Annotated in this window: 15 protein-coding genes; 1 reads left to right on the top strand and 14 read right to left on the bottom strand. The window is 50.7% G+C overall.

All coding sequences use genetic code 11. The features are described 5' to 3' along the window. Window positions 1-11: 11 nt before the first annotated feature. Complete coding sequence (gene hslO / locus B2633_RS17925) at window positions 12-881, bottom strand: Hsp33 family molecular chaperone HslO (protein ID WP_483172001.1); 870 nt, start codon at window positions 879-881, stop codon at window positions 12-14. Between the two features lie 379 nt (window positions 882-1,260). Between hslO and coaD the strand changes: the two genes are divergently transcribed. Further along, window positions 1,261-1,758, top strand: coding sequence for a pantetheine-phosphate adenylyltransferase (coaD, locus tag B2633_RS17920; protein ID WP_483172011.1), 498 nt, complete (start codon window positions 1,261-1,263; stop codon window positions 1,756-1,758). Window positions 1,759-1,833: 75 nt separating this feature from the next. Here coaD and B2633_RS17915 read toward each other — a convergent pair whose 3' ends face one another. From B2633_RS17915 to B2633_RS17855, 13 genes are all read right to left on the bottom strand, one after another. Next, window positions 1,834-3,141, bottom strand: a complete 1,308-nt coding sequence (locus tag B2633_RS17915) for a TRAP transporter large permease (RefSeq protein ID WP_483172000.1) — start codon at window positions 3,139-3,141, stop codon at window positions 1,834-1,836. Further along, entirely contained in the window at window positions 3,138-3,629 is a 492-nt protein-coding gene (locus tag B2633_RS17910) for a TRAP transporter small permease (protein ID WP_483171999.1), read from the bottom strand. Before B2633_RS17910 ends, B2633_RS17915 begins: the two co-directional genes overlap by 4 nt. Before the next feature lie 12 nt (window positions 3,630-3,641). Then, window positions 3,642-4,733 (bottom strand): TRAP transporter substrate-binding protein, encoded by a 1,092-nt coding sequence (locus B2633_RS17905; RefSeq protein WP_483171998.1) that lies wholly within the window; start codon window positions 4,731-4,733, stop codon window positions 3,642-3,644. A 312-nt stretch (window positions 4,734-5,045) separates the two neighbouring features. Further along, on the bottom strand, window positions 5,046-5,498 hold the full coding sequence (locus B2633_RS17900) for a hypothetical protein (RefSeq protein ID WP_483171997.1): 453 nt from the start codon (window positions 5,496-5,498) through the stop codon (window positions 5,046-5,048). 49 nt (window positions 5,499-5,547) lie between these two features. Continuing rightward, entirely contained in the window at window positions 5,548-5,886 is a 339-nt protein-coding gene (locus B2633_RS17895) for a DUF2087 domain-containing protein (RefSeq protein WP_481040281.1), read from the bottom strand. Window position 5,887: 1 nt separating this feature from the next. Further along, a complete protein-coding gene (locus B2633_RS17890; RefSeq protein WP_483171996.1) occupies window positions 5,888-6,367 on the bottom strand; it encodes a DUF6530 family protein in 480 nt (159 codons plus the stop codon). A gap of 123 nt (window positions 6,368-6,490) precedes the next feature. Beyond that, window positions 6,491-7,135 (bottom strand): cyclodeaminase/cyclohydrolase family protein, encoded by a 645-nt coding sequence (locus tag B2633_RS17885; RefSeq protein WP_483171995.1) that lies wholly within the window; start codon window positions 7,133-7,135, stop codon window positions 6,491-6,493. A 15-nt stretch (window positions 7,136-7,150) separates the two neighbouring features. Beyond that, the gene (gene hutI / locus B2633_RS17880; protein WP_483171994.1) at window positions 7,151-8,383 is read right to left on the bottom strand and encodes an imidazolonepropionase; all 1,233 of its coding nucleotides are present in this window, start codon (window positions 8,381-8,383) and stop codon (window positions 7,151-7,153) included. A 10-nt stretch (window positions 8,384-8,393) separates the two neighbouring features. Further along, window positions 8,394-9,299: a glutamate formimidoyltransferase gene (ftcD, locus tag B2633_RS17875; protein ID WP_483171993.1), complete on the bottom strand. Its 906-nt coding sequence runs from the start codon at window positions 9,297-9,299 to the stop codon at window positions 8,394-8,396. Window positions 9,300-9,402: 103 nt separating this feature from the next. Continuing rightward, on the bottom strand, window positions 9,403-11,439 hold the full coding sequence (locus B2633_RS17870) for a urocanate hydratase (RefSeq protein ID WP_483171992.1): 2,037 nt from the start codon (window positions 11,437-11,439) through the stop codon (window positions 9,403-9,405). A gap of 15 nt (window positions 11,440-11,454) precedes the next feature. Continuing rightward, window positions 11,455-12,987 carry a histidine ammonia-lyase gene (hutH, locus tag B2633_RS17865; RefSeq protein WP_483171991.1) on the bottom strand — a complete coding sequence of 511 codons (1,533 nt, stop codon included), beginning with the start codon at window positions 12,985-12,987 and terminating at the stop codon, window positions 11,455-11,457. Window positions 12,988-13,109: 122 nt separating this feature from the next. Beyond that, window positions 13,110-13,559 (bottom strand): hut operon transcriptional regulator HutP, encoded by a 450-nt coding sequence (gene hutP / locus B2633_RS17860; protein ID WP_483171990.1) that lies wholly within the window; start codon window positions 13,557-13,559, stop codon window positions 13,110-13,112. Between the two features lie 115 nt (window positions 13,560-13,674). Next, window positions 13,675-14,458 (bottom strand): DMT family transporter (locus B2633_RS17855; RefSeq protein WP_483171989.1); only part of this gene is annotated, 784 nt, incomplete at its 5' end.

Here is a 14,458-nt window from a genome sequence, read left to right as displayed (position 1 = left end):
AAGCCCCAGTCTTATGGCTGAGGCTTTTTTGCGTTCATTATCTGTTGCGGAGTGTAACGATACTGCTCATTGCAGAAGTTGCAGGTTATTTCTACAATGCCTTCATCATCACATAACCTCTCGATTTCCTCCCGGCTGTAACTGGAGAGGATAACCGCCAGGCGTTCCCGGTTACAGGTGCAGCAGAACTCCAGATCCTGCTCTCCTATGATTTGATATTCCAGACTGCCCATAACGCGTTTGAGCAAAGCCTCCAGGCTGTCGGCCTCTGCCAAACTGGCGCTGATATTTCCGATATCCAGTACCTGTCTTTCTATCTGGGCTACAACCTGTTCATCAGCCCCGGGAAGAGCCTGCACCATAAGGCCTCCAGCCGATACAACCGTCAGGTCCACATCAACTAAAACCCCTAATGCCAGCAAAGTTGGAATCTGTTCGGAATGCAGATAATAATTTACCAGATCCTCGGCGATCTCGCCTGAGACTAACGGCACCCTGCCGCTGAAGGGCTGCTTTAAACCGATGTCCTTGACCACTTCAACATAACCCTCACGGCCTATTAGCCCCCCCACATCCAGCTTGCCCAGCGGAGTCGCAGGCAGATCAGCCTGTGGATTGGAAATATATCCTCTTACGGTGCCGAGTCCGGTGGCAGTAGCAATGATGACTCCAGCCGGCCCATCCCCGTTGAAGCGGATGCTCACTACATCTGAGGGGTCCTTGACATCATGGATCATGAGCAGGGCTGCGGTCAAGACCCTGCCCAGGGCAGCCGAAGCAGTCGCTGAGGTGCCATGGCGCTGATGAGCGTTTTCCGCCAACCGGGTGGAAGCTGCCAGGATTATTTTAACCCCGCCGCTGGCATCCAGGGCTTTTAACATATAATCTCTGGGGATCATGGTATATTCCTTTCTCGCTTAATTGTCATTATACCCAATATCGACTGCTGGACAAAACCATACTCTGCCATACCAGCCTTAAAGGTATTGTTTTTATTATCGTAGCACACTATCCTCCCTCTTCAGCTTTCCACGACAAATTTAGCGGCAAAAGCCATATTTAGCCTGTTTTGGAGCAGGCCTGCGGGTCAATAGGATCGAATAATGATCGGTCCTGGGCCTAATAAGGCTCTTTTTTGCCAAACTGGGCAAAATAAAACCAAAAACTGAGAAAATCACAGTTTGTGGCAGGGAAATCATCTTGTTAAAGCGAACACCTATTAACTTAAATATAGACAGAATAGCTGAGGGGGTAGACGAGTTGCGTCTGGCAGTATATCCAGGAAGTTTTGATCCGGTAACCAACGGTCATATTGATATCCTGGAACGAAGCAGTAGATTATTTGATAAAATAGTCGTCGCGGTTATCCATAATGTCACCAAGAGCGCTCTTTTCAGCCTGGATGAAAGGGTTCACCTGATAAGGGAAAGCGCCAAGCATATCAGCAATGTGGAAGTCGATTGTTTCTATGGATTGTTTGCCGACTACTTGCGCCGTAAGGAAGCCTGCGCTATCATCAGGGGACTGCGCACGGTTACCGACTTCGAGTATGAAATGCATATGGGAATGATGAATAAGATGCTTATTCCCGAGATTGATACCATATTCATCATGTCTAATACTGACTATATTTTTGTTAGCTCCAGCGGGGTCAAAGAAGCCGCCCTTTTAGGCGGCGATGTGTCCACACTGGTCCCCGGAGTTGTCAAACAGGCCCTGGACGTAAAAGTGGCCGAGGTTTGGCGCAACGATAGGTAAGGAATTCAAAATGTCACAGGGACGGGAGTGGTGGCACATTTAAAAGTGTCACAACCCGTCCCTTTATGTTTTGTCTTAGGACATCAAGTTGGGCAGGAAGAGGACGATCTGGGGGAAAATCATCAGGATAGCCAGGCATACCACGATGGCGGCCAGGAACGGCCAGATCCCTCTGAATATGGTCTCCAAAGGCACATCCGGGGCGATGCCTTTGATAATGAATACATTCATGCCTACCGGCGGGGTGATAATGCCCATACCCACCACCAGGACCACTATGACCCCAAACCAGATGGGGTCATACCCCAGGGTATTGGTGACGATAGGGAAGAAAATCGGTATGGTCAGCAGAATCATGGCCAGGGCGTCGATAAAACAACCCAGAACCAGATATATTCCCAGGATAATTCCCATTACCGCGAAGGGCGGCAGGCTCAAAGCCCCGGTCCAAGAGGCCAGTTCAAAGGGAACCCGGCTAATGGCCAGAAACCGTCCGAATATCATGGCTCCGGCTATAAGCAGCATAATCATGGCCGTGGTTCTGGTGGTATCATATAATGATTTCTTAAAACCTTCCCAATTCAGGCTTCTGCCCATCAACGCCGCCAGCAATACTCCGAAAGCACCCACTGCACCAGCCTCGGTGGGCGTAAACCAGCCCATGAACAGCCCCCCCATGGAAATGGCAAATACCAGCAAAACCTGACCTAGAGCGCCTTTTAAGGCACCCCAGCGTTCGGCCCAGTTGGAGCGCGGTCCGGCTGGCCCCAACTCGGGTTTGCGCCAGGTCAAGAGTGAAATGGTGAGCTGATACAATACCATCAAAAGTATTCCCGGCAATATTCCGGCCATAAATAATTTTCCCACCGAAATTTCGGTTGCCATCCCATAGACTATGAATATGACACTGGGAGGGATCAAGACACCCAGGACACCTCCGGCTGCCACACTAGCGGTGGCTATGGAGTTGTCATAATTGTATTTTTTCATCTCCGGCAGAGCGATAGCGCCCATGGTAGCTGCTGTGGCGGTATTTGACCCGCAGATGGCGCCGAAGATGGCGCAGGCGGTCTGGGTTGCTATGGCCAGGCCCCCCGGCCAGTGCCCGATAAGTTTGTAGGCGAAAATATACAGACGGGTGCCAATTCCGGAATAATAAGCCAGAAATCCCATCCACACGAACATCGCGATCACGCTCAGGCTGTACGATGAAAAAGTGCTGAACAATTCCTTGGCCACCATATCCAGGGCTGCAGTGGCAGAGGTCAGGTAGGCGAATCCGGCGAATCCAACCAGGGCCATGGCGTATGCTATAGGCATGCGCAAGGCCAATAATGCCAGAAAGACTACTATGCCTATCAGGCCCAAAGTTGATGCAGTCATGCCAGCTCCCATGCCTTTCTCACCGATACCGATATGCGGTGCAGGAGCACCAGACACAAAGCCCCCAGCCCGAAAGTGATCAGATATGATACCGGATACATGGGGATTTGCGCGGTGGAACTGACCAACCCGGTGGTGAGCATTTCATAACTGTAATCCAGCATGTAGCGGGCTGCCAGTCCCCAGAATCCCAAGGCCAGCATTCCGGTGATGATATCCGAAGTAGCCTGGGCCCGGGCGGGCAGTTTTTCCATAAAGAAATCAACCGCGATCTGCCCGTCACAGAAGGCGCAATAAGCCAGGGCCAGGCCTATAGTGACAGCTGTAAGTATGTTTACATATTCGACAGTTCCCAACAGGGGGCGGTTAAACAAAGCCCGCAAGATGACATTCAAAACTACCACTACCATGGTGGCCGCTACACAGAAAGCGGCGATGTTGTCTAAAAAGCGGCCAAACCGTTCCACCAATCCGCTGAATTTCTTCATCTTCAGCCCTCCTTACAACTCGGCGTTGTATTTAGCGGCCAGAGCTTTAATCTCATCCAGAATCTCTTGACCGTTTACCTGTATGGCATTCATATTTTTAACGTATTCCTGTTGGATGGGTTCCACCAGGGAAATCCAGCGCTGGCTCTCCGTTGGGCTTAATTCGATGACCTTTATGCCCTTCTGCTCCACCGCCCATTTAAGGGCGGCTTCGTTCTGCTGATCCCACAGGCCGACGGCAACCTCTTCAAAATACTTCTGGTTGACCTGATTTATGGCCTGCTGCAGTTCCGGCCCCAGGGCATCCCATTTGTCTTTGTTTATAGTCATAAAAAACAAGGTGTTATAGAGGAAAGGGGTCTTGGTCAGGTAAGATGTGACCTCGGCCTGTTTCCAGCCCTGCAAGACTTCGTCAGGACCGAGATTGCCTTTCACCACCCCTTTGGATAGGGCCTCATAAGCCTCTGATTGAGCCATACCGACCGGACTGGCCCCGAGCGCGGTCAGAGTTTTAGCGCTCAAGCCAGTAGCCCTGATCTCCATGCCTTTGACATCTTCCAGGGTATCTACCGCGGTCTTGGTGTACAGGTCGCCAGGGCCGGTGGTGAATACCATCAAGAGTCTGGTATCCTGAACCTCTTTGGGGGTTATGGACTGAATGGTCTCCCAGGCTACCCTGCTGCTCACCCTGGAGCTCTCATAGGTGATGCCCGGCAGTTCGAAGACTTCCAGGACCGGGAAGCGTCCACGCGTATATGAAAAACAGGAAACGCCAACATCTGCCACCCCTTTTACCACCCCGTCATAGATGTCATTGGCTTTTAACAGGGTCTCACCCGGATAGCTGGTGATCTTGACCTTTCCATTTGTTGCTTGATTGATCTCATTGGCCCAGGGCTGTATCAATTGGGTTTCAACCGGATGGGTGGCGGGCCAGAAGTGAGCCAGTTTTAATTCCACTACTTTGGCGTCAGCTCCGGTGGCAGCGCTTTTCGGACCGCACCCGGTAAGGGCGCTGAAAGCCAGTAACATCACAAAAGCCAGTGCCCAGGCGATGGTCTTTCTCCATCTCCTGCCTACCTTCCTACTCTGAGCAAAATTCACCTTTACGTCCTCCCTTTTTGTTTTTGCCCAGGAAAAGCAAAAAAACCCCCAGAGGAGTTATAAAAATGCAAAATCCCCAGGCAGGTATAACACCATCCGGGGTATCACATCCCAAATCCTACCATTCTACTTTTCCTACGCATATGCAGTTTTAGTATCATACACCGATAAATACCATACTACTGAATAATATATTACCATTCAGGGTAATATATTGGCAAGTCTGCTACAGTATATGCCTGGGGCAGTAATTTTATGTTAAACCACTCAGAAGGCAATTTGCCTCCCCACAGAAAGAATCCCGCTATATTTTTAATAAGTCGGATTTGGTATTCTGTTGAGTTCTACTGACCAGGAGGAGAGTTTCTCCTTTCCTTTGTACACCAGGACCCCCCTATTTAAATAACGGTCCGCAGCCGTTCTGATCAAGACCTCCGCGCCGGAGAAATCGCCTTTTTCGGCTTTATAGTCAGAGAGGATACAATCATCCGCAACCGTAAAAGTCCCTTCCAGGAGGCCCAGACCGGGATTCATCGACACCCAGGTAGTCAACTCTTTGCCTTCATCCCAGGGAATAACCTCATAGCGGTTGCGGATCTCGATAGATTCCTGACCAATAACCTTCATCACCCCATCATTGATCCACAGATCATCTTCATGAAAGATACGCACCTGCCCTTCAACCTGATGGGCCTGCCCGGTTTCTGTATAATAATAGCCACTGGCTTTCCAGAAGCCTTCCTCAAATAAGAATGTGTGTTGCAACTCCCATAACCTCCGATATCATATATTTTTTATTATAGTAAGTATAGCTTCATCCGTGAAGTACATCCGGTTTGTTTCCGTTATTTTTTCCATGCCTATAACATTCTGATATAGAATCCAGCACCCGGTACTGAGCGCCGTCCGCGGTTCGGCCCAAAAATCCGCAATCGATCAAAAGCCTGCGCAGCAGGAAATAGTCCCCAAAGGTATGCCACCTGTCGATTAACGCATTGACTTCCTTTTCGCTGTAAATACGTTCCCGCTCGAATTTACTGGCCAGATAGGACAAAACCGGGATTTTAGTGCGGTTTGGCCTGGGGATCTGCTTGATTTGGCCATCATTATTCAAGAAGATGTCTATATTTATCTTCTTGGCGGTCGAGCTCATATCAATACCCCATTTCCTGCAGTATTCTGAACAAGGCTTTCAAACGTTCCCCAATAAGCTCATCATCATTGCTGAGGGCCTGACTGAACAGCTTGATATCCTCATCGATCCTTTCGTTAGCGGTGCATACCTCGACAGTCATGGCATCGCCCTGCAAACCCACCCTGTCGATAGAGGGTTTATCAGGATCATAGAAATTCTCATAACGATAAGCCTCACTGAAATGAAACCTGGCTCTGCATATGAGAATGGCCAGGTCCAACACCCGGTGCAGCGGCAGCTCCTCAGATTGCCTGGACCATTTCTCCCCGGTGTGTCTCCATACTTTGGCTGAAATATCCAGCTTGCCACGGTCATTCCATTGCGCCAAACCCAGAGAAAGCCCCTTGGCATCTGATTTATACGCGTATCTGCCATCAACATTCTCGTAGTCTTCCACTACAATCACCGGTTTGTGTTTTAAAGCAGTTGGAATCTTCATAAGCTATTATCCTTTCCGGTTTACTAAATTAGTAGATTACTAATTTAGTAATTTTAATTATATACCCGGTTTGAAGATTGAGCAAATAGAAAAAACCGCCCGGCTATAAACATAATCCCATTTTTATGCTGCGGTGATTCTATGTTTTACGATGGCCATGATTTCGGTTTTCAACCTCTCCCCTTCCTCCAGGAAGCCTTTATATTTTTCAATGGCCGCGTTTATAACGGCCTCTTCTGAAATACCGGGGATATTTATCATAATATTGAGAACCGCGCCTTCCAGACCGGAATATGCCAGCAAGGCCCCCACTCCAATGTCTGAAGCCGCGTTTTTATTTCCATAGCGGGCAATATTGATTTGATGCTTTAACACCTGGAGGCATTTTTCGGCCACCTTCAGGGGTACTTCCAGGGCATACAGGTTGGCTTTCTGCATAGTCTCGCTGCGTTCCAGGCTTTCCTCCTCGGTTTTCCTGGGCAGCCTCATGGCTTTCATGACCAGGTTAAAGGCCCTGGTGTCATCATCGCACAGCTTCAACAGCTGGCTATTCAGTATTTTGAGGGTTTCATAGTCCTTTGCTATCTGGTATTTTAATTCTGCATCCAGGGCTTCATAAGCTTTCTTATTCGTGGAAAGATTGATCACCATTATGGACAAGGCCGAGCCGAAGGCTCCCGCCAGGGCTGCAGTGCTGCCTCCGCCTGGCGCCGGCGCCGGACTGGCCAGCAAATCATTAAAATCGTGTAATGTCATATCATATAGCAAACCATACACTCCTCTCTATACCAACCTGCCTCGATCAACAACTGTCCGGCCGCTTTTTATCACTTTATCTACATGGTTTACGCCGAAATGATAGATAACATAGTCCCAGTTGGGGGCGTCCAAAATGACCAGATCGGCTTTTTTGCCGGCCTCGATGCTGCCTATGTCTGCAGCCCGGTCAACTGCATGGGCGGCGTTTATAGTCATGCCTTTCAATATCTCCTCAGGGGACAGCTTCATGCCAAAGCAGGCTAAAGTCATGATCGCCTGAAGATTTTCGGTGGGGCAAGAACCCGGATTGTAATCGCTGGCCAGGGCTACTCTAATGCCCTTCGCCATCATTTTCCCGGCGTCGGCATATTTGCCCAGCATCAAATAAAAAGAGGTCCCAGGAAGAAGCACGGCGGTTACCCGGGCCTGGCTCATCGCGTTCAAACCGTCTTCAGAGGCGGCCAGGAGATGATCCGCGGAAACGGCCCCCATTTCAGCGGCCAGTTCCGCGCCCTGCAGGGGAACGATTTCATCGGCGTGGATTTTGAGTTTAAAGCCCATCGAGCGTCCCGACTCCATTAAAACCCGGGCTTCCCGGGGTGAAAATACGCCTTCCTCGCAAAAAACATCTATAAATTCGGCCAGCCTGTGCCGGGCTATATATGGCATGATCTCCTCAGTCATTAACCGGATATAACCCTGCGGGTTTCCGGCGTATTCTTCAGGAATAGCATGCGCTCCCATATAGGTGCTGATCAGGTCGATGGGATGCTCATCATTGAGTTCTTGTGCGACTTGCAAGCATTTTATTTCGGTCTCCAGGTCCAGGCCATAGCCGCTTTTGGCTTCGACTGTGGTGGTCCCATGGATCAGCATCCGATCCAGGCTTTTTCTGGCCTTGTTGCTCAATTCCTCCCGGGAAGCCCGCCGGGTCTTGGCTACGGTATCCAGAATCCCCCCGCCGCTCTTAAGAATGTCCAGATAAGACATCCCCTTCAGTTTCAATGCCAGCTCCTTTTCCCGTGATCCGCCGTGAACCAGGTGGGTATGTGCATCGATAAGTCCGGGGATTACGGTCTTGCCCCTGGCATCTATTATTTCTGTCCGGGGTCCACATATTGGCGCACCGGCATCGCCCCTGCCCAGGGCCATTATTCTGTCCCCGGCAACAGCTATATATCCATCGGTAACCTGCAGGGGAACGTTGTCCCGGCAGTCTAAAATGCCGTCAGATCTTATGATCAAATCCGCTCTCATGGCAATCACCTCATTCCAGCATCCTATTTTCAATCACCTGTTTTAAACTGAAATTCTCAATCTGCATATAATAAACCGCCGCATCGAGCAATGCTTCCATAGGTGTAAGACCGATGATCTCGCTGCCTGCTATCGTCACCCCGTACCTGCGGGCTTCAAATTTCACCATCTCAAATACCCGGTAAAGAGCGGTTTTAGTATAATCAGTCATATTTATGGATACCTGAACCATCCCTTTTTCCTTTAATTCCACGCCCATGGCCTTGCAATACCTTAATCCACCCGATATGTGGCGTATACATCTGACGATCTGGTTGGCAATATCCAGGTTACTGGTGTTTAAATTGATATTAAACGCTATTAAAGGCATTCTGGCCCCTACTGCGCTTGCTCCAGCGCTGGGATGCGGCTGCTCCGGTCCGAAGTCAGGCTTCCACTCCGGCTGCAACATTTTGGTCCCAAGGCCCTCAAACTCGCCTTTCCTGATGTTGGCCAGGTTCTCCCGCTCTGGAGCGGCCGCCGCCTTTTCATACAAAAATACCGGCAAGTTATACTGTTCGGCCATGGCTTGAGCGGTATCCCTGGCCAGGGCTATGGCCTCCTGCATCGGATAGTCCTGCAATGGTATGAAAGGCACTACATCGATTGCTCCCATCCGGGGGTGTGCACCCCGGTGGTTTCTAAGGTCTATATTTTGGACCGCAATCCCGGTTGCTTCTAATATGGCTTTCTTCACACTCAGCGGTTCTCCCATAATGGTCACCACGGTGCGGTTATGGTCCTTATCCGGGCTGTAGTCCAGCAACTTAACCCCGGTGGTCATGAAGAACGGAACTAAAATCTTCTGAATGGTTTCGATATTCCTGCCTTCGCTGAAATTAGGTACACACTCCACTAATCTGACTAATTGGGACATCTGAAACACCCTCCCTCAATACTGGTCGGCTTTATATGTCAGGCAGCAGGTTGGCGGATCGCTGCCAGTATCCGGGGACTCACCCTTTGCCGGGAATGCCCGGTTAAGGTTTGGGGACACACCCCTTTGGGGAATGTCCCCGTATGGTTTTTTTGATCAGGTTATCGTCGGGGAGATACGGCAAGGTGATATGGGCCCTGCCGCGATAGGTTTGGTTGTATTCAATAGCGGTCGCTATGGAATTTGGATTCCTGGCCCATGAGCGCCTGGCTACTCCTCCCATAACATCCCACATCATGGCTGATTCAATGATGCCATCGACCCTTTCACTGCCATCCAACACCAGGCCGAAGCCTCCGTTTACAGCCTTGCCTATGCCGACTCCCCCTCCGTTGTGCAGGGCTACCAAGCTCATTCCCCGGGCGGCATTGCCGGCGAAGCACTGTACCGCCATGTCAGCCATGATATTGCTGCCGTCTTTGATGTTGGCGGTCTCCCTAAAGGGCGAATCGGTACCGCTGACGTCATGATGGTCTCTTCCCAGCATTACCGGACCAATCTCCCCCCTGCGCACCATTTCATTAAACTGTAAGGCGATTTTTTTCCGTCCCTGGGCGTCCTGATAAAGTATCCTGGCCTTGGTCCCTACTACCAGATCATGCTTCTGCGCATCCCGGATCCAGATATAATTATCCCGGTCCTGAGCCCGGCGCTCCGGGTCGATACATGCCATAGCCGCTTTATCGGTCTTTTCCAGATCCTGCTCCGAACCGCTCAAACACACCCACCTGAAAGGGCCGTACCCATAATCAAACATCTCCGGGCCCATAATGTCTTCAACATAGGAGGGGAATATGAAGCCGTCTTTCTCATCTATGCCGTTTCGCGATATTTCTTTGACCCCGGCGTCAAATACCGCTTTCATAAATGAATTCCCATAGTCGAAAAAATACGCCCCCCGCTCTACCAGAACCTTTATGAGTTCAAAATGTTTACGCAGGGACTTATCGACCTCTTCCCTGAACTTTACCCTGTCGGTGGCCAGCAGTTTCTCTCTTTCGTCAAAGCTCACTCCCTGCGGGCAGTAGCCTCCGCTGTACGCAGCATGACAGGAAGTCTGGTCTGACAGCAAGTCAATGTCCATGTTGTTCTCAACCGCATATTCCAAAAGGTCGACCACATTGCCATGATAGGCAATGGATATGGCTTCTTTTTTTTGCCGGTAATAATCGGCCAGTCCAAATGCTTCTGCTCTGCTGTCAGTGATTCTGCTCACCCAGCCCTGATCGAATCTGGTTTTGATGCGGGAGTAATCAACTTCGGCAATGATGCCCGCCCCGCCCGCTATCTCAATGGCTTTGGGCTGGGCTCCGCTCATGCCTCCCAAACCCGAGGTGACAAAAAGCCTGCCCTTCAGGTCTCCATCTGATGGAATTCCCAATTTCAGCCGGCCTGCGGTCAGAATGGTATTAAAGGTCCCATGCACGATTCCTTGCGGACCTATATACATCCACCCCCCCGCAGTCATCTGCCCGTAGTTGGCTACTCCCATCTGCGCAGCCACTTCCCAGTCTGCCTGATTATCGAACATGCCCACCATCAAGGCATTAGTTATTATTACTCGCGGCGCTTCCGGTTTAGAGGGAAAAACCCCCAAAGGGTGCCCCGACTCCACAACCAGGGTTTGATCCCGGCCCAATATTTCCAGGTATTTTTTTATCAGCCGGTACTGAAGCCAATTCTGGCATACCGAGCCGGTTTCTCCGTAGGTAACCAGTTCATACGGGTAAAGGGCTATTTCGAAATCGAGGTTATTGTCTATCATCACCTGGAAAGCCCGGCCTTCTACACAGTTGCCGCTGTACGAATCTATCGCTTGGCCGTATATCCTTCCGGGAGGGCGATAACGGTAAGCGTAAATGCGGCCATAAGTGATCAGCTCCTGCAAAAACTCAGGAGCCAGAATCTCATGGAGGTTTTCCGGAACGTAGCGCAAGGCGTTCTTTAAAGCGGTTTCCGTTTGAGATGGGGTCAAGCTGAAGCCTCTCGCCGGAGCTCTCCTTATTCCCGGCCAAAAATCAGGCATGTCAGGCAGTTCATCATCCAGCTTGACTAGCATAGCATTATAGCGGTTGTCCATAAATTCCCGGCCTCCTTATATAATCATTTGAACCATAGGTTCAGGCTCATCTGATACCAGTATATCCTGCCAATCGTCCCGCAGCCAGGCGGCCGCGTTTTCTATATCAGCCGCAAACACCCTGTCTCTGGTGATGGCGGGGATGACAGCGCGGGCCCCCTGATACAAGCGCTGGGTAAGCGGAGACAGCTTTTCTGCGCCGCGCAGTTCCACGGCCTGCAGGGCGCATATCAATTCTATGGCCAGCACCCGGCGGGTATTCTGTATGATTTGATAAGCGTGCCGCGAGGCGATGGTACCCATGCTCACGTGGTCTTCCTGATTGGCCGAGGAGGGTATGGAATCGACACTGGCGGGGTGGGCATAGGTTTTATTCTCCGATACCAGGGCAGCGGCGCAATACTGCAGTATCATGGCCCCTGATTGCAAACCTGGCTGAGGGCTTAAAAAAGCGGGCAGATTGCTGAGCTGCGGATTCACCAGGCGTTCCACCCGTCTTTCCGCGATATTGGCCAGTTCCGCCATGCCAATCTTAAGAAAATCCATAGCGAAGGCCATGGGCTGGCCATGGAAGTTGCCCCCGGAGATCACCTTGCTGCCATGATCAAAAATCAGCGGGTTATCGGTAGCGGCGTTGATTTCGATCTCGAGCTTTTCCTTAACATAGCCCAATACCTGCCAGGTAGCCCCGAACACCTGAGGGATGCACCTCAGTGAATAGGCGTCCTGAACCCTCAGCTCTCCCTGACGGGTGGTCAGCTGGCTTCCTTTCAGGATGTTTCGCATCCTCCGCGCAACGTCTACCTGTTCCTGATATCCACGGGCCATGTGTATCGCGTCATCAAACGCGTCAATAATTCCTTGCAGCCCCTCTACGCTTAAAGCGGCAATCATCTCGGCCTGATAAGCCAGTTTTTCTGCTTCCAAATAGGCCACCGCCCCCATAGCGGTCATGGCCTGAGTTCCGTTTATTAGAGCCAACCCCTCTTTAGCCTGCAGTATGACAGGCTTGATTCCTTCAGCTTGCAGGGCTTCCAGGGCGGGACATTCTTGGCCCTGATAGTGTACCCTCCCCTCACCGATTAACGCCAGGGCCAGGTGAGCGAGGGGGATCAAGTCCCCGCTGGCGCCCAGCGAGCCCTGCTGGGGTATGAGCGGGTGAATGCGCGCATTGAGCATCCGTACCAGGGTTTCGATTATCACTCTGCGCACCCCGGAAAAGCCCTTTAGGAGCGTGTTGGCACGCAGCAGCAAAATGGCCCGGCTGACGATTTCCGGAAACATCTCGCCCACTCCGCAGGCATGGGAATGGATTAAATTAAGCTGCAGTTCCTGGCAATCTTCGCAATCGATCAGCACATCACTTAATTTTCCGAAACCGGTGGTGATCCCATATACGATTCTGCCTTTTTCTACTATGCTCTCAACCGCTCTGCGGCTGGAATCGACGTCTTCCAGGCTGGCCGGTGAAATGTTTACTTTTTCATTCTTATAGAGCACATCGCTGATCTCTCCCAGGGTCAGGGAATGGCCGGTTAATGTAACCATCTTTATACCTCCTCTCTTTAATAAAAAAGGCTCTATTAATAAAAGTCACAGACTTTCACTAATAGAGCCCCCTATCAACTAAACGCTATAGGCTCCTAAAAGTATCCGGTTTTAAAAAACAGCTAGATATGATTGATGCCCAGGCCTACCACCTCATGTTCCAGGCCCTTTATCGGTGCTCCAATGGTGCCATACAAGGCCACCGCGATCCATTGACCCTCTTCCATGCCGTCATAGGGATTGCCTTTGATAATTGAAAACCTCAGCCCGACGGTGCGCTGAACCGAACCCAACTGTATCTGCCCCCGGGTCACTCCCTCCATGGCTTCCAGGATAGCGTGGTAGAGGGCATGAGATTCCCGGTATACCTCGGGTTTGATGAGCTGATTCTTCTTGGCCGCGGTTTCAATCGCAGCTACGACTTTGTGAGACTCCATCGAGCCTACTTTGCCCACACAGCATTGCCACTGCAGCTGTTCCAAGGTATTAAGATAGCTGTCATTGGCGTCTTCTCCTGACAAAACTAACAATAAAGCACTTTTGCCAATCAAGTTCTTGGATAGGTGAGCCATTCGGATACACGCTTTCTAATAAACTAAAGCTACTATTTTAATTTTATGTTTATGACTGGTTTTTGTCCATTATATCCTTTGACGTTAATGCCGCTCAGCAGATATTAACGAACTTTTACTGATACGAATGCTGACAGGCTTCGGTTTTATTGCTGCGCAGATCCTGCAGCTGGGAAGCCAGCATACCTGACAGCATCAGTGCACAGCCCATGATCTCCCGGACATCCATGGTCTCGCCAATCAACAAAAAGCCTCCCAGTACCGCAAATACCGTTTCCATACTGAGTATAATGGCTGCTGCGGCCGGCGGCGCGTGTTTTTGCCCCACTATTTGCAGGGTATAAGCAATTCCCACCGAACATACCCCGCCGTATACTATGGGTACGGCTGCGGCCATCAGGCTGCCCATAACGATGGTCTCAGTAAAGGCTGCAGTAATCAAACTGAGTATGGAACAGGTTAAGGTCTGAAACCAGGATAGCTTCAAGGCGTCGACCCGGCGAGAGAAATAGCCGATGATAAGGATGTGAAAAGCCCAGAAGAGTGCCCCGATCAGCTCCAGAAGGTCCCCCGGTTGAATGCCGGCCGCCTCTTTGATACATAACAAATACAGTCCCGCCATGGCCAGCATACACCCCAGCCAGATTGAAGCGGAAGCTCTCTGCCCTATGAAAATACCCAGAACCGGCACCAGTACCAGATACAGGCTGGTCACGAAAGCAGCCTTGCCCGCGGTGGTAGTCACGAGTCCGATTTGTTGGAGGGAAGCAGCTATAAACAGAACCGTTCCGGCTAGTATTCCCGGCAGGAGGGCGTCTTTAAATTCCGTGGACAGAGATTGTGTTTTATCGCGGAAGACAAACAACAGAGGCAGCAGCGACAGGCCGCCCAACATAAAC

Source organism: Syntrophomonas sp. UBA1041 (assembly GCF_002316705.1).
In the GTDB taxonomy this organism is placed as follows: Bacteria; Bacillota; Syntrophomonadia; order Syntrophomonadales; family Syntrophomonadaceae; genus DTU019.
The sequence above is the reverse complement of the archived record's forward strand: the minus strand, read 5'-3'. Positions and strand labels throughout refer to the sequence as shown.

What these genes read in the sequence shown, in the direction of transcription:
- hslO (WP_483172001.1), bottom strand. Translation starts at nt 881, where the DNA reads ATGTTAAAAGCCCTGGATGCCAGCGGCGGGGTTAAAATAATCCTGGCA.
- B2633_RS17915 (WP_483172000.1), bottom strand. Translation starts at nt 3,141, where the DNA reads ATGACTGCATCAACTTTGGGCCTGATAGGCATAGTAGTCTTTCTGGCA.
- B2633_RS17910 (WP_483171999.1), bottom strand. Translation starts at nt 3,629, where the DNA reads ATGAAGAAATTCAGCGGATTGGTGGAACGGTTTGGCCGCTTTTTAGAC.
- B2633_RS17895 (WP_481040281.1), bottom strand. Translation starts at nt 5,886, where the DNA reads ATGAGCTCGACCGCCAAGAAGATAAATATAGACATCTTCTTGAATAAT.
- B2633_RS17890 (WP_483171996.1), bottom strand. Translation starts at nt 6,367, where the DNA reads ATGAAGATTCCAACTGCTTTAAAACACAAACCGGTGATTGTAGTGGAA.
- hutI (WP_483171994.1), bottom strand. Translation starts at nt 8,383, where the DNA reads ATGAGAGCGGATTTGATCATAAGATCTGACGGCATTTTAGACTGCCGG.
- ftcD (WP_483171993.1), bottom strand. Translation starts at nt 9,299, where the DNA reads ATGTCCCAATTAGTCAGATTAGTGGAGTGTGTACCTAATTTCAGCGAA.
- B2633_RS17870 (WP_483171992.1), bottom strand. Translation starts at nt 11,439, where the DNA reads ATGGACAACCGCTATAATGCTATGCTAGTCAAGCTGGATGATGAACTG.
- hutH (WP_483171991.1), bottom strand. Translation starts at nt 12,987, where the DNA reads ATGGTTACATTAACCGGCCATTCCCTGACCCTGGGAGAGATCAGCGAT.
- hutP (WP_483171990.1), bottom strand. Translation starts at nt 13,559, where the DNA reads ATGGCTCACCTATCCAAGAACTTGATTGGCAAAAGTGCTTTATTGTTA.